Below are 21,009 nucleotides of genomic sequence, written 5' to 3'. Positions count from 1 at the left end.
TAACGGTGAGGTCAGTTATAAAAATTTTTTACCTACAAAATCTTGACACAGACAAATTAAAAAAAGAGTTTGACTTTTTGAGATTTTGATGTTATGATATATAGGTAAATCATTTATTAGTTTGGAGGAAGATGTAAATGGTAAGAGGTAAAGTTAAATGGTTCAACGCCGAGAAAGGCTATGGCTTTATTGAGAGGGAGGACGGTACAGACGTTTTTGTCCACTACTCAGCAATCGAAGGCGATGGTTTTAAGACTTTGGAGGAAGGACAGGCAGTAGAATTTGAGGTAGTACAGGCGGCTAAAGGTCCACAGGCATCTAAGGTAAGAAAGCTGTAACTGCCGAATTTTAAACCCTAACATGTCACATGTTAGGGTTTTTTGATATATAAAAAGTTTGGAGGTTTTTCAAAATGGGCGATTACATTGTAAAAGCCACTGCTTATAGTGACAATGTACTGGCTTTTTCTGCGCTGGCTCGAGATACTGTTCAAACAGCAAAAGAAATTCATAACCTTACTCCCACTGCTTGTGCAGCTTTAGGTAGAAGCTTAATAGCTGTTGCAATGATGAGAGTTATGATGAAGGGAGAAAAGGATAAAGTTACTCTTGTGATAAAAGGGGATGGACCTATAGGTAGTATTGTGGCAGTCTCTAACTTTCCAGGGATTGTAAAAGGATATGTGGCAAATCCATTCGTAGACCTTCCTTTAAGTGAAAAAGGCAAATTGGATGTAGGTAGGGCTGTTGGTAAGAAGGGTTATGTGACTGTTATAAAAGATATTGGATTAAAAGAACCTTATATAGGGACTGTAGAAATACAGACTGGGGAAATAGGGGATGACATAGCTTATTATTTTTATACTTCTGAACAAATTCCTTCAGCAGTAGGTTTGGGAGTACTAGTAGGTACAGATGGCAATATTTTGACAGCAGGTGGTTTTATTTTACAACTTCTTCCGGATGTAAAAGAAGAAGTTGTGGTAAAGATTGAAAAGTCTATTGCTCGTATTAGTTCCGTAACAGAGCTTTTAAAACAGGGTAAGACACCAGAGGATATACTTACTTATATTTTTGAAGAGGAAGAAGTAAAGTTTTTAGAGAAAATACCACTTAGATATGAATGCGATTGCTCTCAAGAAAGATTTGAAAGTGCTATTTTAGCTTTGGGTAAGGAAGAGATCCGAAAGCTTATACAAGAAGAAGGGGGTATTGAAACTGTCTGTCACTTTTGTGGGAAAAAATATTTTATAACTAAAAAAAGGCTAGAAGAGCTGTTAGAAGAGGCAGAAGGTCTCCGCTGAATTGTAAAATTAGGTGTTGACTATTCGCTATTTTTTATGTATACTATTACTTGCATGGAGGGAAATTGGTCGTGTAGCTCAGCTGGGAGAGCACCTGCCTTACAAGCAGGGGGTCATAGGTTCAAGTCCTATCGCGACCACCACGGCCCAGTAGCTCAGCTGGTTAGAGCGCTAGCCTGTCACGCTAGAGGTCGAGGGTTCAAGTCCCTTCTGGGTCGCCATCTGCCCCGATAGCTCAGTAGGTAGAGCAAGGGACTGAAAATCCCTGTGTCAGTGGTTCGATTCCACTTCGGGGCACCATCCATGCGGGCATAGCTCAGTTGGCAGAGCATCACCTTGCCAAGGTGAGGGTCGCGAGTTCGAGTCTCGTTGCCCGCTCCATAAGGCGACATAGCCAAGCGGTAAGGCAGGGGTCTGCAAAACCCCGATTCCCCGGTTCGAATCCGGGTGTCGCCTCCAAGTGAAAAGACAAAAGCCCAAAAGGGCTTTATTTTTTGTTTTGGAGGGGAACAATAATATGAGAGAAATGACAAGCATTGAAAATGTTGATGAAGTTATAAAAGAAAATGGAATAGTATTTTTTTATTTTTCTACAAAAGACTGTGGCATTTGCTCTTCCCTACTTCCTAAACTTGACAAAATGCTAAAAGATTATCCGAAAGTTGAAAGTTTTCACATTCCTATAGATGAGGTACCAGCAGCGTCTGGTAAATTTTCTGTTTTTACTGTTCCGACGATCGTGGTCTATGTAGATGGAAGAGAAGCTATAAGAGAGGCTAGGTTTATTTCAATGGATGTTTTGGAAGAAAAATTGTCAAAGTATTACTCGTTATTTTTTGAAGAAAGTGCTTAGTTTTAATGAAATTTTAATACGCTAAATTACTAGCTTTTCTTCCAAGATTTTTATATAATATTATGGGGTTGCTGATTAAATTTTATGGGGGAAGAGTTGTGAAAGGAAGGCTTATTTTAATTGTCGATGATGATAAGCTTACACGGGAAGTATTAAAAAATATCCTGAGCAAAGAAGGCTACTCTGTAATAGAAGCGGCAGATGGGGAAAAAGCTCTGGAATTGTATAAAGAACGTCTTCCAGATATGGTAATTTTAGACTTGGTTTTGCCTGGAATGAGTGGTTTTGACCTTCTTAAGATTTTACGTAAAGAAGAAGAAAATCTAATGCTTCCTATTTTAATGTTAACGGCCAAAGGCGATTTTGAAGAGAAGATAAAGGGGCTTGAGTTAGGAGCGGATGATTATTTAGTAAAGCCTATAAATGAAAAGGAGCTAATTTTTAAAGTTAACAATTTGTTTCAGAGAATTGAGCATAACAGGATGGCTAATCCTTTGACTGGTTTAAGAGGAAATATAGACATAAAAGAAGAGATAAAGAGAAGAATAAAGTCGAAAGAGCTTTTTGCTGTTTTGTACATAGATTTAGACAATTTTAAGTCCTACAACGATTATTACGGTTTTCTCAGGGGAGATGAAGTGATTAAATTTACGGCAAGGATTTTATCAGATGCATTGGAGTTGCTTGGTGGGGAAAAGGACTTTCTGGGGCATATAGGTGGAGACGATTTTGTCATGATTACTACTCCTGAAAAAGTAGAGGAAATGTGTAAGTACATAATCTCTCGTTTTGACAGCGAAATAAAATTTTTATACGATAAAAAGGACAGGGAAAGAGGTTACATAGAAACTTTTAGTAGAAGAGGAGAGAAGCTTAAGTTTCCTTTTGTGTCAATTTCTATTGCTATTGTGACTAATGAATTTAGAGATTTTAGAAGTGATTTGGAAATAAGTGAAGTAGCGGCAGAACTCAAGAAAAAATTAAAACAGATGGAAGGAAGCTGTTATTTGAAAGACAGGAGAAGGGGTTAAATGGCATACAAAAAGTATGCCATATTTTTATAGTTTTTTGCGGGAGGGTGATTTTTTGAATCCTTTTATTCCTGAAAGAGACGTAAAGTGTGTTCTTATTGATGGCCGAGAATTAGATATTGGAAAGGCTTTGGAAAGGTTGGGAATAAAAGTTCTGTACACAGAAAGATGTACCGACCTCTACGAGGCTATTTCTTATCATCCTGATATACATGTGCATCCATTAGATGAGGGAGAGGTTGTAGTAGCACCAAATGTATCGCAGGCTTTCCTTCATAAGCTTGTAGAACTTGATATAAAAGTGATAAAAGGTAAGACATTTCTTAAAAGAAACTATCCTTATGATATTGCATATAATGTAGCAAGGCTGGGAAATGTAGCCTTTCATAATTTGAAATATACTGACCCCGTTTTGAGGGAGGAACTAGAAAAAAGGGGAGTTAAGTTTTTACACGTGAATCAGGGGTATACTAAGTGCAATATAGCGATTGTTGATGACAGAAGTTTTATAACTTCTGATACAGGAATATTGGATGTTGCGGTAAAAAATGGTTTTGATGTTTTGTTGATAAGTCCTGGTGGAATAGTTTTAAAAGGCTTTGACTATGGATTTATAGGAGGGGCTACCGGACTTATAGGTAAAAGAAAACTGGCATTTACAGGAGATTTTAGCTATCTTAAAGATTATGAGAAAATAATGGATTTTTTGAATAAAAAAGGTATAGAAATTGTGCAACTTACTTCTGCGCAAATAAAAGACATAGGTTCCATCATTCCACTTTTCTAATCTGCACAAAAACGAAGCAATATACACATACTATTAGCGAAGGGAGTGATAGAAGTTGCAAATATTTTCTATTGCAATTTCAAACAAATTGAACATAGATGAAAAAGCTTTGATGTCTGTTTTAAAAAATTTGCCTGATAAGGGAGTAAGAATAGGTATAACTTCAAGTGTATTTAAAGATTTAGCCTATTATGAATTAAGATTGGAAGACAGGCTGCCTTTTATCAAAATGAGCGATGAGAGAGAAATAATAGCAGAGGCTATTTCAGATATAATTGTTAACAAGGCGATGGGTTGGATTATAGGCAAAGTAATAGAGAAATATTATTATTACTTTGACCACAAGGAAAAAGAAGAGATAAAGAAAATAGCTTATGGGATTTTAGAAAGAGAAGAGAATATAGCTACTTTTAAAAAGATAAAAAAGGATGAAATATCGAGAAAAGTACGGGATTTTATAGAGGAGACCAGCCATATCGACATAGAAGGTTTTATAAATTTCAGGCTAAAAAATTTTATAGGTGAAATCGGTGAAGTGGTGGATAAAGCAGTGGACGAATTTTTGATGCAGAAAGAATATAATGAATTTGTAGGGCTTTTAAAGTACTTTGTGGAGTTGCAAGATTCCAAATTAGAAGTGCTGAATGTGGTGGTTGATAAGACAGGGAAATTTCATCTTTACAATGAAGATTATGAGCTTTTATCAAGTGAATATATAAAAGAAATGACAGGGGAGCTTCAGGAAGGTATTGTGACAGATGAAGATGCTCTGATGAGTATTTTGATCACGATAGCCCCCAAAAAAATATTATTCCATTCTTCAAGTTATCTAAAAAACAAAGAAATCCTGGATACTATAAAGAAAGTATTTGCAGATAGAGTCGAGATTGTGTGTTCCGAAGTTAAGTGTGAAAAGTAAAATAGTTATTGACAAAAGCCCTTAATGGGGATATAATGAATTAAAAATTGAATATGAAGGCAATGATGGGAAGAGTAGATATTCATAAGGAACATCACAGAGATTGAGTGACATGGGCTGAGATCACTCAAATGTTCCGAATATCGAAGACCACCCCGGAGCTGCGGATGATGAATCCGAACGGTTATTCCGATATAATACCAGAGTATAAAGAAGAGTGGAACCGCAGATAACCTCTGCCTCTTTACGGGGTAAGAGGTTTTTTATTTAAAAAATCGTAAAAAATTTATTACGAAGGAGGGTAAGGCAATGATAATTACTTTAAAAGATGGGACAAAAAGAGAGTTTGAAAAAGGAATGACTGTATATGAGATTGCAAAAAGCATAAGTGAAAAGCTCGCAAAGGAAGCAGTTGGAGGAAAATTTAATGGGAAAATAGTAGAGCTTAATACGAAGATTGAGGAAGATGGTGAATTGGAGATTTTGACTTTCGAAGATGAGGAGGGTAAAAAGATCTACTGGCACACTTCTTCTCATATTCTCGCTCAAGCTGTAAAAAGGCTTTTTAAAGATGTAAAATTAGCTATTGGACCCGCCATAGATAACGGTTTTTATTATGATTTTGATACGGACAGGCCTTTTACGACTGAAGATTTTGAAGCTATAGAAGAGGAAATGAATAAGATTATAAAAGAAGACTATAAATTAGAGAGATTCGTGCTGCCAAGAGAAGATGCTATAAAGTTGATGAAAGAAAAGAATGAGCCTTATAAGGTGGAATTGATTGAGGAGATACCTGAAGGAGAAGAGATTTCTTTCTATAAACAGGGAGAATTTGTGGACCTATGTGCAGGACCGCATCTCCCCTCTACGGGTATGGTAAAAGTAGTTAAACTGCTTTCCGTAGCTGGTGCCTATTGGAAAGGTGACGAAAAAAACAAGATGCTCCAGAGGATATACGGGATAAGTTTTCCCAAAAAGAGCATGTTAGACGAGTATTTACACATGATAGAAGAGGCTAAAAAAAGGGATCACAGGAAATTAGGTAGGGAGCTTGATTTGTTCAGCATTCAGCCTGAAGGACCTGGTTTTCCATTTTTCCATCCGAAAGGCATGATTATAAGGAATATATTAGAGGATTTTTGGAGAAAAGAACATATAAAGAGGGGATACCAGGAGATAAGGACTCCAATAATTTTAAATGAGGAACTTTGGAGAAGATCTGGACACTGGGACCACTATAAGGAAAACATGTACTTTACGCAAATTGATGGGCAGACCTATGCTATAAAACCGATGAACTGTCCGGGAGCAATGTTGGTTTATAAGTCAACTCTTCACAGTTATAGAGATTTGCCTTTAAGACTTTGCGAATTAGGATTAGTTCACAGGCATGAGCTTTCTGGAGTATTACATGGCCTTATGAGAGTAAGAAGTTTTACACAAGATGATGCTCACCTTTTCATGACGCCGGAGCAAGTAGAGGACGAAATACTGGGAGTAATAGAGCTTGTCGATTATTTCTACAAGATATTTGGCTTCGAATATCATGTGGAACTCTCTACAAGGCCAGAAAATTCTATGGGAACGGATGAAGAATGGGAACTTGCTACAAATGCCTTAATTTCTGCGCTTAAAAGGGCTAACTTGCCTTACAAAGTAAATGAAGGAGAAGGAGCTTTTTACGGACCTAAGATAGATTTCCATTTAAAGGACAGTATAGGTCGTACCTGGCAGTGTGGTACTATTCAGCTGGATTTCCAGATGCCGGAAAGGTTTGAACTGGAATATATAGGGCCGGACGGAGAAAAACACAGACCCATTATGCTTCACAGGGTGATTTATGGAAGTATAGAAAGGTTTATTGGAATTTTAACGGAACATTTTGCGGGAGCTTTTCCTACATGGTTAGCGCCTGTGCAGGTTAGAGTTTTACCTATTTCTGAGAAACACCATGAGTATGCTAGAAAAGTGTATGAACGCTTACAGGAGCATGATATAAGGGTAGAGCTGGATGACAGAAATGAAAAGATAGGATATAAGATAAGGGAAGCACAGGTTCAGAAAATTCCTTACATGTTGATTGTCGGAGATAAGGAAGTAGAAGAAGGAAATGTCTCATTAAGGTCCAGGAAAGATGGGGATTTGGGGCCAGTTTCGCTGGATAATTTCATAGAAAAAATTCTGAAAGAGATAGCTACAAAAGCTCTTTAAAATCAAAATGTCCCTTTTTGAAAAGGGACATTTTGATTTCTTGAAAGAATTTTAAAAACATGGTAAGCTAAAATTAAAAATACTTTACGGTGAAGGGAAGGGACATGAGGAAAAATATAGAAGTTTATAGGAATCTCCGTCATAATGTGCGTATGAACCTTTTTAACGGAATAGCCTGGGCTATAGGTTTTAATATGGTAAATCCTTTTATTGGAATATATGCTATAAAATTGGGGGCAAATGACTTTCAGGTTTCTCTTTTAAATTCGCTTCCCGCCCTTATGGTAGTAATTTCAGTTATTCCTGTAACCTATTTGATCAACAGGCTAGACAATGTTCATAAGTTCTCTTACGTGACTTTATATGTGGCGAGAACATTTTATTTTTTATTGGCATTGGCTCCTTTGTTTAGAAAAGATATTCAGCCATGGATGGTGGTATTGCTTGTAGGACTTATGAACTTGCCTTCTGTTACTGTTGGAATGTGCTGGCAGTCGTTTATGAGCGAGTTAATACCTCAGGAGTATAGAAGCAGGGTTTTTGCGGATAGAAACTTTTGGACCACTATTGTAGGGACGATAGTGGTGCTTCTTACTGGTTGGCTTCTTGACATAATAAAATTTCCATGGAATTATCAAATTATTTTTACTGTGGCTTTTATATTTGGATTAATAGAAGCCTACTATTTTTCAAGGTTTCACGTAGTCAAAAGGGAGAAAAAAGAAGAGAGCAATTTTGCTCAAGCTTTTAAAAATATGTTTGAGAGTAAAAAGTTTATCTATTTTAATGCCACTTCTTTTTTGTATTATTTTGTGTGGATGATGGCATGGCCTATTTTTACAATCTATAAAGTCAATTATCTTCACGCTAATAACGCCTGGATGAGTATCTTTACTATTGTATCGTCGATAGGGTCAATCATAGCTTTTTATAGGTGGGCTGATTTGTCAAATAAGAGGGGAAATGGATATGCTGTAGCATTAAGCGCACTTTTAATAGGCTTTATACCTATCATGTGGGCTACAGCAAAGAACTTATATGTTGGGGCGGTTTATGACTTTTTTGGTGGGATAGCGGTAGGCGGCTACAACATGCTTTTATTAAACTGGCTTTTAGAACTTTTGCCTCCAGGATCGGAGAAAATGACTTATATAGGGGTTTTCACTTTTATAACCCAGATAGCTGCTTTTATTTCTCCTGTTGTTGGGATGTGGCTTTATACAAAGATGGGTTATGTTACCTTTATGTTGTTTACAGGCGCACTGAGAATTCTTGTAAGTCTTCTTTACTTTGTAGTGGCATCCTATGAGGAGAAAATTGAAGAAGAAGAAAGGATAGGGGGAATAAGATGAGATATCTTACGGCTGGAGAATCCCATGGCGAAGCTTTGATTGCCATTATAGAAGGGCTTCCTTCAAACCTTTTTATTGACATAGAATTTATAAATAAAGAACTTGAGAGAAGACAAAAAGGCTATGGCAGAGGCGGAAGAATGGCTATTGAAAAAGACAAAATACACATAATAAGCGGAATAAGAGATGGGAGGACCACTGGTGCTCCTCTTGCAATGGAGATTAGAAATAGAGATTATAAAAACTGGAAGGATAAGGAAATCCCTGCTGTTACAAAGCCCCGTCCAGGTCACGCGGACCTACCCGGCTGTATTAAGTATAACCAAAAAGATATAAGAAATATATTGGAAAGAGCTAGTGCTAGGGAGACGGCGGTAAGGGTGGCGGTTGGAAGTGTTGCTAAGATTTTTTTAAAAGAGTTGGATATATACTTAAAAAGCAAGATTTTGGAGATTGGAGGGGCAAAAAGAGAAGAAAAGTGGAAGAGACTCATTGAAAGGGCGAAAAAAGAAGGAGATACTCTGGGGGGGATAATAGAGGTTGTAATTGAGGGTGTACCTGTTGGCCTGGGGAGTCATACACAATGGGATCGAAAGCTAGATGCAATTCTTGCTTATCATGTTATGAGTGTGCAGGGAATAAAAGGTGTGGAATTTGGGTTGGGATTTGAGGCTTCCAAACTTCCTGGTTCCATGGTGCATGATGAGATATATTACGAAAAGGATAGAGGTTTTTATAGAAAAACAAATAATGCTGGAGGAATTGAGGGAGGAATTTCGAATGGGAGTCCTATTGTAATAAGGGCTGCAATGAAACCAATTCCTACTCTTTTAAAACCATTGGACTCTGTCGACATGATTACAAAGGAAAAGACGAAAGCTGCTTATGAAAGGTCAGACGTAACTGCTGTAGAAGCTGCAGCCTGTGTGATCGAAGCCGTATGTGCATGGGCTATTGCTGATGAGTGTTTAAAAAAATTCGGAGGAGATTCTATGGAAGAAGTAAAAAGAAACTATGAGGCTTATAAAGAATATGTCTGGGGTTTTTAAAATTTATTGACAAAAAAATAAAATAGTGATAAACTAAAAAAGCAAGTAAGTAGAAGCGCCCGCTTCTCACCTTTCGCCACAAGGCAGAAAGGTTTCTTCAAGCAAGGTAAAATTGGCATAGTGGAAGAAGCGGGTGTATACCCGCTTTTATTTTTGAAAATTTTTAGGAGGTGTGTATTTATTAACCATCGTGATTTTCAGGTAAATGAGCAGATTAGGGATAAAGAGGTCAGATTAATCGATCAGGATGGCAAGCAGATAGGAATAATGTCTGCCAAGGAAGCTTACAAAATTGCGCAGGAGAGGCATTTGGACCTTGTAAAGATTGTACCCAATGCCAATCCCCCTGTTTGCAAGTTAATGGATTTTGGCAAATTTAGATATGAGCTCAGCAAGAGAGAAAAAGAAGCAAAAAAGAAACAAAAGATAATAAATGTGAAAGAGATAAGAATGACTCCTAACATAGAAGATCATGACTTTGGAGTCAAATTAAAAAGTGCTATTAAGTTTTTAAAAGATGGGGACAAGGTGAAGGTTACCATAAGATTTAGGGGAAGAGAAGCTGCCCACACCTCCTTGGCAGAGGATCTTTTGAAGCGTTTTGCCGAGGAATTGAGAGAATACGGCAGTATAGAAAAAGAGCCGAGCATGGATGGGCGCAATATGATGATGGTAATAGCACCTAAAAAACAGTAGAAGAGGAGGATAACTATGGCAAAAATGAAAATGAAAACCCATAGAGGAGCAGCGAAGAGATTTAAGGTATTAAAATCAGGCAAAGTGAAAAGAATGAAGGCTTATAAGAGTCACCTTTTGACTCATAAGAATGCAAAAAGGAAGAGAAGATTAAGAAAAGCTACGTATCTGGAAGGGACAAGTGCTAAGACTATTAAAAAACTTTTACCATATTCATAAAATTAGGAGGTTTTAAAAATGGCTAGAGTAAAATCTGGAAAAGTAACAAGGAGAAGGCATAAAAAAATTTTAAAACTTGCAAAAGGATATTGGGGTGCAAAGAGCAAACTCTTCAGAGTTGCTAATCAAGCCGTAATGAAGTCTTTAATGTATGCGTACATCGGAAGAAAATTGAGGAAAAGGGACTTCAGAAGGCTCTGGATTACTAGAATCAACGCTGCTGCTAGAGCTCATGGCATCTCTTATAGCAGGTTTATAAATGGCCTCAAAAAAGCTGGTATAGAAATCAATAGAAAAATGCTTTCAGAAATGGCTATAAAGGATGAAAAGGGGTTTGCAGAGTTAGTCAACATAGCAAAACAGCATTTAAACGCATAAGGCCAATTTTATGTGGCCTTTTGCTTTAATATAAAAGAAGTGGTAGGCATGCTAATAACGAGTGAAGATAATAGTTTGATAAAAAAGATAAAAAAGCTCAGAGAGAAAAAGGGGAGATATGAAGAGGGATTATTTTTTGTCGAAGGTGTAAATAGTGTAAAAGAAGCTTTGAATAGTCGTTTTAAAGTTGAATATGTGATAGTAGGAGAACATGTGAACCTCGACTATAGAGGAAATTTTAAACTTATACGCATTAAAGATGGTCTTTTTAAAAAAATAAGCGATACAGTGACCCCTCAAAAAGTAATGGCGGTTGTGAGAATGCCAGAGTTTAGAGTAGAGGATTTAATAAAAGAAGAGGGTGTATTCATTGTAGCGGATAATATTCAGGATCCGGGCAATCTTGGGACAATCATAAGAACAGCTGATGCTTTTGGGGTTGATGCTGTCTTTACAATAAATAATTCTGTTGACATATATAACCCCAAGGTTTTGAGAGCTTCTATGGGATCTATTTTCCACATTCCCGTGGTTGCGACTTCCGAGGATGTTTTATTTAAACTGAAGGAAAAGGGTATTAAAGTGTTTGCAACCCACCTTAAAGCAGAGAGTTTTGTGCATGAATTTGATTTAAAAGAAGGGGTTGCTTTCGTTTTGGGGAATGAAGCAAGGGGAGTTAGCTCTTTATCCTGCGTGGATGATTTTATAAAAATTCCTATGACAGGAAAGGCGGAGTCGTTAAATGTTTCTATAGCAGCAGCGATATTTTTATACGAATCTCAAAGGCAGAGGTTGATAAAAAATAAATGAGATGGTATAATCTAAAAAAAACAGCTAAATGCGATGAAGGAGTAAAGTACATTATCGAGGGTCACAGGGAGATGGCGCCGAAGACTGAGAGCGCCATTGACAGGTAGATAATGGAAGTTCCCTCCGGAGCAGCGTGCTGAACCAATAGTAGGCATTGCCGGGAGACCGTTATCTGAAATGAGGGAACACCTTTAAGAGGTGTTAAGATAGGTGGTACCGCGGAATTCTTCGTCCTATGACGGAGGATTTTTTATTTTATAATCAAAGGAAAAGGGGTTGAATAAAGGATGAAGGATTTAATAAAAAAGCTTGCTAAAAGAGCGGAAGAAGAGATTCTTGAGGCAAAAAGCTTTCAGGAAATTGAGAGCTTAAGAGTTAAATATTTAGGGAAAAAGGGCGAGCTTACGCAAATTTTGAGAGGGATGGGAAGTTTAAGCCCTGAAGAAAGGCCAGTGATAGGGCAGTTAGCCAATGATGTGAGAGAAAAAATAGAGAATATGATTTTGGAGAGAAGAGAAAAAATTGCCAAAGAAGAAAAGGAAAGAAAGATAAAAGAAGAGTACATAGACATTACTATGCCAGGCAAGCCTTACAAATACGGGCATAGGCATCCTATTACTCTTGTGATGGATGAAATTAAAAGAATTTTTCTGGGCCTAGGTTTTTCTATTGCAGAAGGGCCAGAAGTAGAGCTTGCTTACTACAATTTTGAAGCTTTGAACACTCCGGAAGACCATCCGGCTCGCGACTTGCAGGATACTTTTTACATAACTTCTGATATACTTTTGAGGACGCAAACTTCTCCAGTTCAAGTGAGGACTATGGAAAAGACCAAACCACCTATAAGAGTTATTTCGCCCGGCAGAGTCTACAGGTCTGATGACATAGACGCAACGCATTCTCCTGTATTCCATCAGATGGAGGGTTTAGTGGTAGATGAGGGCATCACAATGGGAGATTTGAAAGGGGTTTTAAACGTATTTGCTAAAAAGTTTTTCGGGGAGAGTACCCGGACAAAATTTAGGCCCCACTTTTTCCCCTTCACAGAGCCTAGTGCAGAAATGGATGTAAGCTGTTTTGCTTGTGGCGGTAAGGGATGCCGTGTGTGCGGCTACACCGGCTGGATTGAGATTTTAGGTGCAGGCATGGTCCATCCTAATGTCTTAAGGATGTCAGGAATTGACCCTGAGAAGTATACCGGTTTTGCCTTTGGGTTGGGAATAGACAGGATAGCGATGTTAAAATATGGGATAGAAGATTTGAGATTATTATTTGAAAATGACATGAGATTCATAGAACAATTTTAAGGGGTGAGCTTATGTTAGTATCTCTTTCTTGGTTGAAGGAATTTGTAGACATAGATGAAGATGCTAAGACAATAGCCGAAGGACTGACCATGTCTGGTTCTAAAGTGGAAGGGATAAAAAGTTACGGTAAAGAAATTTCCAATGTAGTTGTGGGACGTATCTTATCTTTAGATAAACACCCTAATGCAGATAAATTGTGGGTTGGGATTGTGGACATTGGAAGTGAAAAATTGCAAATTGTGACAGGGGCAGAAAATATAAAGGCAGGGGACTACATACCGGTAGCATTGCACGGTGCTACTCTTCCGGGCGGAGTAAAGATAAAAAGAAGTAAATTAAGAGGAGTAGACTCTCAGGGCATGATGTGTTCTGCGGAAGAGCTGGGGCTTGATGAGAGCCTGCTGCCTGAGTATCAGAGAAACGGGATATTCATCTTGCCTCCACTTCCTCTTGGGATGGACATAAACGAGGCATTGCAGCTTAAAGATGATGTTTTAGAATTTGAGATAACGCCAAATCGCCCCGACTGTCTATCTGTAGTTGGAATTGCGAGAGAGACTGCGGCAACTTTCAGGAAATCTTTCAGAATGCCAGAAATCAGAGTTACAGAAGTGGAGGAGGCCAATCCTGCCAGGGTGACTATAGAGGCGCCGGACCTTTGTTACAGGTACGTTGCGAGGGTTGTCAAAAATGTTAAAATAGGTCCTTCCCCCATCTGGATGCAGGTAAGGCTTCTAAAAGCAGGTATAAGGCCTATAAACAACGTAGTAGATGTGACTAACTATGTGATGCTGGAGCTGGGGCAGCCTCTGCACGCTTTTGATTTGGACAAAGTAAAGAATAAACACATAATTGTGAGAAGGGCAAGAGACGGAGAAAAATTGGTTACTCTAGACGGGAAAGAGAGGATTTTAGATAGTTCAATGCTTGTGATAGCGGACGAAGAAAAGGCAATAGGCCTTGCAGGAGTAATGGGAGGAGAGAACACAGAAATAACGGATTCCACTGTGAATATACTCATAGAGAGTGCCAATTTCAAAGGCAGCAATATAAGGCATACCTCTAAAAAGCTGGGTCTTAGAAGCGAGGCTTCAGCGAGGTTTGAAAAAGGGCTAGACCCAGAAATTACAGTTCTTGCCTGTGAGAGAGCAGCCCAGCTCATGGAAAAGTACTGCGGTGGAGAGGTATTAAAAGGGATTGTTGATGAATATCCTAAGCCAATGGAAAGAACAGTATTGACTGTAAGACCTGATAGGATAAATAAATTTTTGGGCACAAATTTAGCTACCTCTGAAATGATTGAGATCTTAAGGTCTTTAGAATTTGAAGTAGTTGAAAAAGGAGAAGAGCTTGAAATAAAAGTTCCTCACTTCAGAAAAGATGTGACTATGGAGGCAGATATTGCAGAAGAAATAGCTAGGCTGTACGGTTACAATAATATTGCAGATAGTCTGATGAAAAATGCTCAGACCACTTTAGGTTCTCTCACAAAAGAGCAGCAGCTTGAAGAAAAGGCGAGAGAAGTATTGCTGGCCTGTGGACTAAATGAGATTGTCACAATGTCATTTATGGGAGAGAGGGATTTAGACAGAATAAATGTTCCTAAAGACAGCGTTTTGAGGAAAGCTGTCAAGATAATAAATCCCCTTGGCGAAGAGCAAAGCCTTATGAGGACTACACTTTTGCCTTTTATGCTAAATGTGGCTTATACCAATTACAGCAGAAAAGTGGGAGAATTTAAGGCTTTTGAAATCTCAAGGGTATTTTTACCAAAAGAGTTGCCTTTGAAGGAACTGCCTGAAGAGGTAAAGACTATTTCTCTGGGAATGTACGGCAAGGAAGTGGACTTTTACACCATAAAAGGAGTAATTGAAGAACTGCTTGAAGTGATGGGGATTGTTGATGTAGAATATGTGAGGGCAGAGGAACCTTCTTATCATCCTGGAAGGTCAGCGAAAATACTCTTTGGAGAAGAAGTATTAGGTGTCTTTGGAGAAGTTCATCCGGATGTTTTGGAAAATTATGACTTACCTGTGAGAGTGTATGCGGGAGAGTTGAATTTGGATAAAATCATAAAATTTGCTAATGTAGATAGAAAGTACAACCCGCTTCCCAAATACCCTGCCGTTGAAAGGGATATCGCAGTGGTCGTAGATGAGGATTTGTTTGTGGCTGAAGTTGAAAAAGTAATAAAAGAGACCGGCAGAGGGTTTGTAGAAAAAACTGCCCTGTTTGATGTTTACAAAGGACCCAACATCCCTGAAGGAAAGAAGAGCGTCGCCTTTTCCATCTGGTACAGGTCTTATGAGAAAACCTTGACCGATGAAGAAGTCAATGAAGTCCATGCTAGGATAGTTAAGGCTTTGGAGGAAAAATTGGGGGCTAAATTGAGGTAAAAAAAGAAGGAAAATTGCTTTTTATGTAGAAATTAATAGAATAACAAAGGATTAAGGGGATGTTTCTGTGGAGTTAAACAGGGTTAGTGTAACGATTAATGGCAATGAGTATATTTTAAAGTCCGATTATCCTGAAGAGCATGTAATAAAACTTGCAAATTATGTAGACAATGTAATTAAAGAATTGATGCAGAGCCATAAAAATCTTTCACAGGTTCAGCTGTTCTTGCTTGCTTCTTTGAACATTGCCGATGAGCTTTTCATGTCTAAGGAGGAAAACAATGCAATAAAAAAAGAGCTGCTTTCATTGAAGACAGAATTAGAAGAAAAAAATAGGCGGATAAAAGAGCTGGAACAAGAGCTAGAAAATAGTGTAAATAAACTTTTGGAGACAGAAGAAGAGTTCAGGCAGTTTTTAGAAACATTTGACCAAGAAAAGTAAAGGTGGTTGGATGAAAAGGGTTGAACTATTGGCACCGGCAGGGGATTATAATGCGCTTTTAAATGCTGTAAATGCAGGCTGTGATGCCGTTTATTTAGGAGGCAAGAATTTTGGGGCAAGAGCTTATGCCCCTAATTTTGATTATGAGGACCTTGAGAAGGCGTTAGAGTTTTGTCATTTGAGGGATGTTAAGATTTATGTGACTGTCAACACTCTGATACTAAACGAAGAAATGGATAAACTTGTAGAGTACATTGACTTTTTATACTCAATTGGGGTAGATGCTGTTATAGTGCAAGATTTAGGAGTGCTCAAATTTCTAAGAGAAAATTATCCGGATTTTAAAGTGCACGCCAGTACGCAGATGACAGTACATAACCTGGAAGGCGTGCGGGAATTAGCTGAAAGAGGTGTGTCTAGGGTTATTTTATCAAGAGAATTAACTCTCGAAGAAATAAGACATATTGCTTCCAATTCTCCTATAGATGTAGAAGTTTTTGTTCACGGGGCGATGTGTGTCAGCTATTCAGGTCAGTGCTTTATGAGCAGCCTCATAGGAGGGAGAAGTGGCAACAGAGGGAGATGTGCTCAACCCTGCCGTTTGAAGTATTCTTTGGTCAGCAAGCATGGGAATATTTTAAAAGAGAATTTGCACCTTCTGAGTATGGTGGATTTGTGCACAATTGAACATATACCTCTCCTTATTGAAGCAGGCGTGTCTTCTTTTAAGATTGAGGGAAGGATGAAAAGTCCGGAATACGTCGCTTCTGTCGTGAAAGCTTACAGAGAAGCCATAAACAGTTATTACGAAGGGAGAGCTTTTGACAGCACTAAATACATGGAAGAAATGGCTAAAGTCTTCAATAGAGGTTTTTCTACGGGGTATTTGTTTGAAAAAAAGCCTTCCAAGATGAGCTATGTTACTCCTAAGAATATAGGAGTACCTGTTGCGGAGGTAGTAAAAACCAAAGGAAGAGAAGTAAAAGTAAGGCTTCTTCAGGACATAAGAAAAGGTGATGGGATTTCTGATTCAAAGGGAGAAAAAGGGCACAGGATACAGGAAATCATAAAAAATGGGCAGAAAGTAGATGTGGCTTTTAAAGGGGAGATAGTGACCCTCTATTTGGATTTTTACCCCAAAGAAAAAGATATTTTGAATAAAACGTACGATTACCTTTTAAATGAAAGTTTAAAAAATTTGCCAGAGAAAAAGGTTCCTGTGAAAATTTACGCAGAATTGAAAAAAGAGATGCCTTTTGTAGTTAGAGTAGAAGATGGAGTTTTCTCTGGAGAAGCGAAGAGTGAAAGGGTTGCTGAACCAGCTAAAAAGGTTTCTATAGAAGAGGATTTTCTAAAGGACAAGTTGTCTCAGATTGGCGATACGCCTTTTTACCCTGAGAAGGTATTTGTAAGCTTAGATAAAGGGCTTTTCATGCCTGTAAAGGATATTAAGGAGACCAGAAGGAAGGCAATAGATGAATTAAAGTTAAAGAAATTGGCTTTCTATCAAAGGGAAAAGCTACAGAAAAAAGTTAAGCTTCCAGAGGGAAGGGAAAAGAGTGAAAGTCCAGTTTTGACTTTCTACACTGATAAATTAAATCATCTAGAAATTGCATCATCTCTGGGGATACCGTATGTTTATTTTGATTACAAACTCAATGAAAGTATCTTAAAAGAAGCAGTCAAATTGCTGGAGGGAAAAGATATTGTACTTGTTGCTGCTTTTCCTTCAATTTTAAGAGAAGAGATGAAAGATATTGAAAGGCAATTGCAGCTTTTAAGAGAATTGGATATAAGGAATGTCCTTGTTTCCAATTTGGGACTTTATCATATATTAAAAAACAGTGGTTTTAGACTTTTTATCGATTACCCCCTTAATGTTTTCAACAGCCTTGCTGTAGAGTATTTTAATGCTTATGCTGTGACCCTTTCTTATGAACTTACGCTTGAGCAGATGAAAGACATTGCAAAAAGGAGCGATATAAAGTTTGAGGCAGTAATATACGGTCACCTTCCTCTTATGACTACGGAACACTGCCCTATAAGAAATTTAGTGGGTTGTGACAGGGCAAAATGCGAAAAGGGTTACTATTTTCTTAAAGATAGGAAAGGTAAATTGATGCCTATAAAGAACAATGGTTTTTGCAGGATTCAGATTTTAAATGGCGATGTGCTCTTTATGGCGAATCACATGGAAGAGCTGAAGAAATCCGGCCTTTCTTTTCTCAGAATAAATGATACAATAGAAGAGGATGAGGAAATAGAAAAAATTTTACAAATGCATATAAAAGCATTAGAAGGAGAAAGAATTGAAGTTCCAGAGGGAAATTATACCAAAGGACATTTTTACAGAGGAGTTTTGTAGTCATGAAGGGAATGAGGGAAAAAACTTTAAAAAGCCTTGAGTTTGACAAAATAATTAGGCTAATTGCGAATGAATGCGACTCAGAGCTTGGGAGAGAAAAAGTTTTTGACATAGAGATAAAAAAAGATTTAAAGGCAATAGAATTTGAATTAGACTTGCTCAATGAGGCAGTGAAATTTATCTATTCCTATGGGGATATATCGTTTTCTTTTCAAGACATAAGAGAGCATGTGAAAAAAGCGCAGATTGATTATATTCTTTACAACAGGGAACTTTTAGGTATTGAAAATTTCCTCAGCCTTGTGGAGGAAGTCAAGGCCCACTTTAAATCGCTGTATGACAGGGAAGACTTTTTATTGCTTAAAGAATTTGATAAAAGGCTTGTTCCTCTAAAAAGTTTAAAGGAGAAGATTGAGAATACGGTGATTTCTGAAGATGAGATCTCAGATGAAGCCTCTCCGGTTTTGAAAGCAATAAGGAGGCAGAAGGCATCAATAAATGAGAAGATAAAATCTACTTTAAATTCTATAATTTCTACAAGGCAAAAAGAACTTCAAGAGCCAATAATAACAATGAGACAGGGAAGATATGTCGTGCCAGTAAAACAGGAATACAGGAATGTGTTTAAAGGCATAATACACGACCAGTCTTCCACAGGGGCTACTTTGTTCATCGAGCCTATCCAAGTAGTAGATTTAAACAATGAATTGAGGGAGTTAGAATTAAAGGAGCAGAAGGAGATAGAAAGGATACTTTTTGAACTTTCTCAAGAGATTAAAAAGAATGCTGAAGCTATTTTGAAAAACGTCGAATTGGTATCTGAACTGGATTTCCTATTTGCAAAAGCCCGTTATTCAATAAAGATAAAAGCTTCAAGGCCTGAACTAAATACTTCAGGGTATGTAAATCTCAAAAAAGCGCGCCATCCTTTGATAGACCCTGAGAAAGTCGTTCCAATAGACATACATATAGGAAGAGAGTTTACTACCTTGGTAATTACAGGTCCTAACACAGGAGGTAAAACTGTTACCTTAAAAACAGTAGGTCTGTTGACCTTAATGGCGATGGCAGGAATATTTATTCCTGCAGAAGAGAAATCCCAGATTTCCATATTCGAAGATGTCTTTGTGGACATAGGCGATGAGCAGAGCATTGAGCAAAGTTTGAGCACCTTTTCTTCTCACATGACAAATATAGTGAGTATTCTTAAAAAGGTCAATAAGAATTCTTTGGTGCTTTTGGATGAGTTGGGGGCAGGGACTGACCCTCTTGAAGGTTCTGCACTTGCTATGAGCATCTTGGACTTTCTCCACAGGACAGGATGCAGGACAATAGCCACCACCCATTACAGTGAGCTCAAGCAGTACGCCCTGAAGACCAAGGGTGTAGAAAATGCCAGCGTCGAGTTTGATGTGGAGACTTTACGACCTACCTACAAACTTATAATAGGCATTCCTGGAAGGAGCAATGCTTTTGAGATTTCAAGAAGGCTTGGGCTTTCAGAGGAAATAATTGAAAATGCCAAGAGCTACATATCTGGTGAGGCCATAAGGTTTGAGGATGTCATTAAAGATGTGGAAGAAAAAAGAAAAGATCTAGAAAATGCTTATCAGGAAGTAGAAAGGCTAAAAAAAGAAGTGGAAGTCTTAAAAGAAGAATTAGAAAAGGAGAAAAGAAAGCTCGAATCTCAAAAAGATAAAATATTGAAAGAGGCAAAAGAAAAAGCTAGGGAGATAATTAAAGAAGCAAAACATACTGCAGAGGAGATAATAAAGAGGATAAAAGAAGCTGAAGAGAAAGAAAAAAACAAAGACAGAGCGATACAAGAAGTCAGAGAAAAGATAAAGAAAAATCTAGAAGAGTTAGAAGGAGAGATTTTAACACCCAAGGAAGTTTCTTATGGCAAAATTCCTGATTCTTTAAAAGCCGGGCAGTCTGTTTATATTGTTCCGTTAGACCAAAATGGAATTGTCCTTTCTCCACCGGATGCATCAGGGAATGTTGAAGTGCAGGCGGGAATTCTGAAGATGACAGTCCATATAAGCAATTTGAGAGTTAAAGAAGAGCAGGAACAGGAAGAAGTGAAAAAAGGTTACAGTAAATTTATAAACGAAAAAGCTAAGGTGATAAGCAGTCATCTTGATGTGAGAGGGATGACATTGGATGATGCTCTTCTTGAGGTAGAGAAATATATTGATGATGCCTATTTGGCAGGACTTAACCAGGTAACTATAATACATGGCAGAGGTACGGGTGTTCTAAGAACAGGAATATCCAAATTTTTAAAAACAAACAAACACGTTAAATCCTTCAGGTTGGGCGGCTATGGGGAAGGTGGAGATGGAGTGACCATTGTGGAATTGGAAAGTAGATGAGGAGGTAATTTATGTATCTTGTAAGTGCTTGTCTGGCAGGAGTAAACTGCAAATACGATGGAAGTAATAATGAAAGAGAGGAAATAAAGAAGCTTGTAAAAGAAGGTAAAGCGATACTGGTTTGTCCTGAGCAGTTGGGAGGACTTCCAACTCCCAGGCTCCCTTCTGAGATAAGGGGAGATAAAGTTTACAACATTAAAGGGGAGGAAGTAACAGAGAATTTTTACAGAGGAGCTTATGAGAGTTTAAAGATAGCTGAGCTTTATGGTATAAAAGAAGCGATTTTTAAAGCCAAAAGTCCTTCCTGTGGCTGTGGACAGATATACGATGGGACTTTTTCTGGGAAATTGATTGAAGGTGATGGAATAACTACTAGGATTTTAAAACGGGCAGGTATAAGGGTTATGACGGAAGTAGAATTTTCTGAAATGATAAAAAAGAGTAAGTAAAAACACCTCCTCTACATAAAATGTAGGGGAGGTGTTTTTATTGAGAAGAAGGAAATGGGGTTAC

General features: G+C 38.0%; 19 protein-coding genes, 5 tRNA genes and 2 other annotated features. All 24 genes read left to right on the top strand.

Annotated features, from left to right (window positions below):
• The first annotated feature begins 137 nt into the window (after positions 1 to 137).
• The 24 genes from ACPLVE_RS09160 to ACPLVE_RS09045 all read left to right on the top strand — a co-directional run bounded on the left by ACPLVE_RS09160 (position 138) and on the right by ACPLVE_RS09045 (position 20,945).
• Positions 138 to 338, top strand: coding sequence for a cold-shock protein (locus ACPLVE_RS09160; protein ID WP_424611249.1), 201 nt, complete (start codon positions 138 to 140; stop codon positions 336 to 338).
• 74 nt (positions 339 to 412) lie between these two features.
• Positions 413 to 1,303 carry an Hsp33 family molecular chaperone HslO gene (hslO, locus tag ACPLVE_RS09155; RefSeq protein WP_424611248.1) on the top strand — a complete coding sequence of 297 codons (891 nt, stop codon included), beginning with the start codon at positions 413 to 415 and terminating at the stop codon, positions 1,301 to 1,303.
• Between the two features lie 67 nt (positions 1,304 to 1,370).
• Positions 1,371 to 1,446, top strand: a tRNA-Val gene (locus tag ACPLVE_RS09150).
• Position 1,447: 1 nt separating this feature from the next.
• Positions 1,448 to 1,524 (top strand) — tRNA-Asp (locus ACPLVE_RS09145).
• 3 nt (positions 1,525 to 1,527) lie between these two features.
• Positions 1,528 to 1,603, top strand: a tRNA-Phe gene (locus tag ACPLVE_RS09140).
• 5 nt (positions 1,604 to 1,608) lie between these two features.
• Positions 1,609 to 1,684, top strand: a tRNA-Gly gene (locus ACPLVE_RS09135).
• Positions 1,685 to 1,687: 3 nt separating this feature from the next.
• Positions 1,688 to 1,762 (top strand) — tRNA-Cys (locus ACPLVE_RS09130).
• A 58-nt stretch (positions 1,763 to 1,820) separates the two neighbouring features.
• Positions 1,821 to 2,156: a thioredoxin family protein gene (locus ACPLVE_RS09125; protein WP_424611247.1), complete on the top strand. Its 336-nt coding sequence runs from the start codon at positions 1,821 to 1,823 to the stop codon at positions 2,154 to 2,156.
• Positions 2,157 to 2,254: 98 nt separating this feature from the next.
• Positions 2,255 to 3,187, top strand: a complete 933-nt coding sequence (locus ACPLVE_RS09120) for a GGDEF domain-containing response regulator (RefSeq protein WP_424611246.1) — start codon at positions 2,255 to 2,257, stop codon at positions 3,185 to 3,187.
• 16 nt (positions 3,188 to 3,203) lie between these two features.
• Positions 3,204 to 3,974 (top strand): DUF6873 family GME fold protein, encoded by a 771-nt coding sequence (locus ACPLVE_RS09115; RefSeq protein WP_424611245.1) that lies wholly within the window; start codon positions 3,204 to 3,206, stop codon positions 3,972 to 3,974.
• A 55-nt stretch (positions 3,975 to 4,029) separates the two neighbouring features.
• Positions 4,030 to 4,893, top strand: a complete 864-nt coding sequence (gene ytxC / locus ACPLVE_RS09110; RefSeq protein ID WP_424611244.1) for a putative sporulation protein YtxC — start codon at positions 4,030 to 4,032, stop codon at positions 4,891 to 4,893.
• 309 nt (positions 4,894 to 5,202) lie between these two features.
• On the top strand, positions 5,203 to 7,107 hold the full coding sequence (thrS, locus tag ACPLVE_RS09105) for a threonine--tRNA ligase (RefSeq protein WP_424611243.1): 1,905 nt from the start codon (positions 5,203 to 5,205) through the stop codon (positions 7,105 to 7,107).
• Between the two features lie 104 nt (positions 7,108 to 7,211).
• Positions 7,212 to 8,459 carry an MFS transporter gene (locus ACPLVE_RS09100; protein WP_424611242.1) on the top strand — a complete coding sequence of 416 codons (1,248 nt, stop codon included), beginning with the start codon at positions 7,212 to 7,214 and terminating at the stop codon, positions 8,457 to 8,459.
• A complete protein-coding gene (locus ACPLVE_RS09095) occupies positions 8,456 to 9,508 on the top strand; it encodes a chorismate synthase (RefSeq protein ID WP_424611241.1) in 1,053 nt (350 codons plus the stop codon). The genes ACPLVE_RS09100 and ACPLVE_RS09095 overlap by 4 nt, the downstream gene beginning before the upstream one ends.
• A 41-nt stretch (positions 9,509 to 9,549) precedes the next feature.
• Positions 9,550 to 9,667 (top strand) — a sequence feature (ribosomal protein L20 leader region).
• Positions 9,662 to 10,204, top strand: a complete 543-nt coding sequence (gene infC, locus ACPLVE_RS09090; RefSeq protein WP_424611240.1) for a translation initiation factor IF-3 — start codon at positions 9,662 to 9,664, stop codon at positions 10,202 to 10,204. (Overlaps the previous feature by 6 nt.)
• 15 nt (positions 10,205 to 10,219) lie before the next feature.
• Complete coding sequence (rpmI, locus tag ACPLVE_RS09085) at positions 10,220 to 10,423, top strand: 50S ribosomal protein L35 (protein WP_424611239.1); 204 nt, start codon at positions 10,220 to 10,222, stop codon at positions 10,421 to 10,423.
• 18 nt (positions 10,424 to 10,441) lie between these two features.
• The gene (gene rplT / locus ACPLVE_RS09080) at positions 10,442 to 10,801 is read left to right on the top strand and encodes a 50S ribosomal protein L20 (protein ID WP_424611238.1); all 360 of its coding nucleotides are present in this window, start codon (positions 10,442 to 10,444) and stop codon (positions 10,799 to 10,801) included.
• A gap of 48 nt (positions 10,802 to 10,849) precedes the next feature.
• Positions 10,850 to 11,611 carry a TrmH family RNA methyltransferase gene (locus ACPLVE_RS09075; protein WP_424611237.1) on the top strand — a complete coding sequence of 254 codons (762 nt, stop codon included), beginning with the start codon at positions 10,850 to 10,852 and terminating at the stop codon, positions 11,609 to 11,611.
• A gap of 24 nt (positions 11,612 to 11,635) precedes the next feature.
• Positions 11,636 to 11,850, top strand: a binding site (T-box leader).
• A gap of 48 nt (positions 11,851 to 11,898) precedes the next feature.
• Complete coding sequence (pheS, locus tag ACPLVE_RS09070) at positions 11,899 to 12,918, top strand: phenylalanine--tRNA ligase subunit alpha (RefSeq protein WP_424611236.1); 1,020 nt, start codon at positions 11,899 to 11,901, stop codon at positions 12,916 to 12,918.
• An 11-nt stretch (positions 12,919 to 12,929) separates the two neighbouring features.
• The gene (gene pheT / locus ACPLVE_RS09065; protein ID WP_424611235.1) at positions 12,930 to 15,314 is read left to right on the top strand and encodes a phenylalanine--tRNA ligase subunit beta; all 2,385 of its coding nucleotides are present in this window, start codon (positions 12,930 to 12,932) and stop codon (positions 15,312 to 15,314) included.
• Positions 15,315 to 15,381: 67 nt separating this feature from the next.
• The gene (gene zapA / locus ACPLVE_RS09060) at positions 15,382 to 15,756 is read left to right on the top strand and encodes a cell division protein ZapA (protein ID WP_424611234.1); all 375 of its coding nucleotides are present in this window, start codon (positions 15,382 to 15,384) and stop codon (positions 15,754 to 15,756) included.
• 10 nt (positions 15,757 to 15,766) lie between these two features.
• A complete protein-coding gene (locus ACPLVE_RS09055; RefSeq protein ID WP_424611233.1) occupies positions 15,767 to 18,121 on the top strand; it encodes a DUF3656 domain-containing U32 family peptidase in 2,355 nt (784 codons plus the stop codon).
• 11 nt (positions 18,122 to 18,132) lie between these two features.
• Positions 18,133 to 20,496 carry an endonuclease MutS2 gene (locus tag ACPLVE_RS09050; RefSeq protein WP_424611250.1) on the top strand — a complete coding sequence of 788 codons (2,364 nt, stop codon included), beginning with the start codon at positions 18,133 to 18,135 and terminating at the stop codon, positions 20,494 to 20,496.
• A gap of 11 nt (positions 20,497 to 20,507) precedes the next feature.
• Positions 20,508 to 20,945, top strand: a complete 438-nt coding sequence (locus ACPLVE_RS09045; RefSeq protein WP_424611232.1) for a DUF523 domain-containing protein — start codon at positions 20,508 to 20,510, stop codon at positions 20,943 to 20,945.
• Positions 20,946 to 21,009 lie beyond the last annotated feature (64 nt).

The sequence above is a fragment of the Caldanaerobacter sp. genome (assembly GCF_049701115.1).
Classification (GTDB): Bacteria; Bacillota; Thermoanaerobacteria; order Thermoanaerobacterales; family Thermoanaerobacteraceae; genus Thermoanaerobacter.
Note: the sequence above shows the minus strand (reverse complement) of the source record. Positions and strands in the feature narration are given on the sequence as shown.

Excerpts from the sequence above, each read along its gene's own strand:
- ACPLVE_RS09160 (WP_424611249.1), top strand. The coding sequence starts at position 138 with ATGGTAAGAGGTAAAGTTAAATGGTTCAACGCCGAGAAAGGCTATGGC.
- hslO (WP_424611248.1), top strand. The coding sequence starts at position 413 with ATGGGCGATTACATTGTAAAAGCCACTGCTTATAGTGACAATGTACTG.
- ACPLVE_RS09125 (WP_424611247.1), top strand. The coding sequence starts at position 1,821 with ATGAGAGAAATGACAAGCATTGAAAATGTTGATGAAGTTATAAAAGAA.
- ACPLVE_RS09115 (WP_424611245.1), top strand. The coding sequence starts at position 3,204 with ATGCCATATTTTTATAGTTTTTTGCGGGAGGGTGATTTTTTGAATCCT.
- thrS (WP_424611243.1), top strand. The coding sequence starts at position 5,203 with ATGATAATTACTTTAAAAGATGGGACAAAAAGAGAGTTTGAAAAAGGA.
- ACPLVE_RS09100 (WP_424611242.1), top strand. The coding sequence starts at position 7,212 with ATGAGGAAAAATATAGAAGTTTATAGGAATCTCCGTCATAATGTGCGT.
- ACPLVE_RS09095 (WP_424611241.1), top strand. The coding sequence starts at position 8,456 with ATGAGATATCTTACGGCTGGAGAATCCCATGGCGAAGCTTTGATTGCC.
- rpmI (WP_424611239.1), top strand. The coding sequence starts at position 10,220 with ATGGCAAAAATGAAAATGAAAACCCATAGAGGAGCAGCGAAGAGATTT.
- rplT (WP_424611238.1), top strand. The coding sequence starts at position 10,442 with ATGGCTAGAGTAAAATCTGGAAAAGTAACAAGGAGAAGGCATAAAAAA.
- ACPLVE_RS09075 (WP_424611237.1), top strand. The coding sequence starts at position 10,850 with ATGCTAATAACGAGTGAAGATAATAGTTTGATAAAAAAGATAAAAAAG.
- pheS (WP_424611236.1), top strand. The coding sequence starts at position 11,899 with ATGAAGGATTTAATAAAAAAGCTTGCTAAAAGAGCGGAAGAAGAGATT.
- pheT (WP_424611235.1), top strand. The coding sequence starts at position 12,930 with ATGTTAGTATCTCTTTCTTGGTTGAAGGAATTTGTAGACATAGATGAA.
- ACPLVE_RS09055 (WP_424611233.1), top strand. The coding sequence starts at position 15,767 with ATGAAAAGGGTTGAACTATTGGCACCGGCAGGGGATTATAATGCGCTT.
- ACPLVE_RS09050 (WP_424611250.1), top strand. The coding sequence starts at position 18,133 with ATGAGGGAAAAAACTTTAAAAAGCCTTGAGTTTGACAAAATAATTAGG.
- ACPLVE_RS09045 (WP_424611232.1), top strand. The coding sequence starts at position 20,508 with ATGTATCTTGTAAGTGCTTGTCTGGCAGGAGTAAACTGCAAATACGAT.